Annotated in this window: 2 protein-coding genes and 1 pseudogene; all 3 read left to right on the forward strand. The window is 64.4% G+C overall.

Annotated features, from left to right (window positions below):
• Positions 1 to 262 precede the first annotated feature (262 nt).
• On the forward strand, positions 263 to 1,114 hold the full coding sequence (locus IAE77_RS02175) for a MotA/TolQ/ExbB proton channel family protein (RefSeq protein ID WP_294221128.1): 852 nt from the start codon (positions 263 to 265) through the stop codon (positions 1,112 to 1,114).
• On the forward strand, positions 1,111 to 1,536 hold the full coding sequence (locus tag IAE77_RS02180; RefSeq protein WP_294221132.1) for a biopolymer transporter ExbD: 426 nt from the start codon (positions 1,111 to 1,113) through the stop codon (positions 1,534 to 1,536). The genes IAE77_RS02175 and IAE77_RS02180 overlap by 4 nt, the downstream gene beginning before the upstream one ends.
• A gap of 6 nt (positions 1,537 to 1,542) precedes the next feature.
• Positions 1,543 to 2,021, forward strand: a pseudogene (locus IAE77_RS02185) (hypothetical protein); the annotation flags it as partial.

Raw genomic sequence — 2,021 nt, forward strand, 5'->3', positions numbered from 1 at the left:
TCCGTCGTCGGCAGCGTCAGATGTGTATAAGAGACAGGCGTCGAGCATGGCGCGGTATTGGGCGGGGGTGGCGACGGGCATTGGGTGGGTGTGTTAGGGAGTTGAGCGCCGGAAGGGAGCAAGATTCAGGCCGGGTGCAAGGATACGGTTCACGGGTGCGGGACGGATCACTTCAGGCCTTCGGTGAGTGGGGCGTGGGCAGATTCCCCGGTTGACGCCAGACCTTTAAGGTCGATTAACTACCGCAACCTTTCCCTCGTCAATGCCGCCCATCGAAACCCTCCTCTCGCCTGGTTTGCTGTATGGCCTCAAAAACAGCAATCTGACCTGCTGGATCATCTGCGGCATCCTGGCGCTGCTGTCCGTCACGGCCTGGGCGGTGATCCTGAGCAAGCATTTCCTGCTCTCCCGCGTCCACCGTTCGAATCTGTCGTTCCTGCGCGAGTACCGGGAAAGCAACCATCCGCTGGAGCTCTTCCAACGGCGGGAGCATCACGAGTACTCCTCCTATTACCACATCTACCACGCTGCGTGCCGTGAGATGGCGTGGTATCTCGTGGGTGAGGATGAACCGGGGGACACCTTTGCCGCACGGCTGCAAGGCGCGGGCCGCATCACTCCCTCCCAAATGAGCGCCGTGCAGGTGGCGATGGAGCGCAGCGTCGGGGAGGCAGCCCTGCGGCTGGAAGCCCGAATGAACTGGGTGGCCACCGTTCTGAGCGGCGCTCCTTTCCTGGGCCTGCTGGGCACGGTGTGGGGCATTCTGGACGCCTTCGGCCTGATGTCACAAAACGGCGCCGCAGCGGACCTCAACACACTGGCCCCCGGCATCACCACGGCGCTGGTCACCACGGTGCTGGGACTGCTGGTGGCGATTCCGAGCATGATCTGCTACAACGGCATCGTGAACCGCATCCGTGGCATGGTGGTGCGCCTGGACAACTTCGCCAGCGAGCTGAGCGCGGGTCTTGACCGCACCTTTGTCGATCATCGTTTCACCAACGAGACGCTGCCCAGCATGAGCGCCCTGGGCAGCCCGTCGATGCCCGCCTTCACCGGCTCCAGCGCCTCGCCGCTGCCCGCGGCCATGCATGCCCTCCACGCCCGCGCATGAAACGCCACTCCAACCGGCACCAGCTCCGCCTGATCAGCGAGGTGAGCATCACACCGATGCTCGACTTGGTGCTGGTGCTGCTGTTTGTCATCCTGCTGGCCGCTCCGCTGTTGAAGGCGGACAGGCTGCTGCTGCCAAAAGCGGCCGCACCAGCTCCCTCGGTGCCGCTGGTCGCCGCACCGGCTGAAACGATGACGCTCTCCGTTCATCGTGATCTTTCGGTGACCCTGAATGGAGCGATGCTCGCGCGGGCCGATCTCCCGGCCTCGCTGAAACATGCGGCGCAACGCCGCCCGGATCTCGGCATCGAGGTGCGGATCCACCGCGATCTGCCGGTGCAGCACCTCGTGGACACGATGCAGGTGCTGGACAAGGCCGGCATCCGCAAGACCGCCGTCGTCACCCATGCGGACGAATTCTGACCGCTGATGAAACGTAGCCGCCCCAAAACCCTGGAGCCTATTTCAGGATCGATTTTCCTGATCGTCTTCCTGCACCTGGCCGCGGCTGCGGGAGCCTGGTGGTGGTGGCGGGACGGCCGCCTTCAGGCGTTCAAGGCCGAGGAATCACGCCTCGCCTGGATGTATCCCGGTGACTTCAAATCCGGGCTGCCTCCGGCGATCTCCACCGTCTCGCCCGAGCAGGGCACAAAAGCCGTCGCGGACACGAAATCCACCGCCAGCGCCCGGACGAAAAGCGATGAACCGCCGGTGCAGAAGGCCATGCTGGTCGCGCCACCGCCCGAACATCTCACGCTGGAACCGGTGCCCAACGCGAACAGCACGCCGCTGTTCGCGCCCGCCATCACCGCTCCGAAACCTTCCGCCAACCGCAGCATCACCTTGAGACGCGTTCATGAAAAGCCGCCGCCTGGCTCCACGCGGATCCGGTCCCCTGCCCCTCCGAT

The sequence above is a fragment of the Prosthecobacter sp. genome (genome assembly GCF_014879935.1).
Classification (GTDB): domain Bacteria; phylum Verrucomicrobiota; class Verrucomicrobiia; order Verrucomicrobiales; family Verrucomicrobiaceae; genus Prosthecobacter.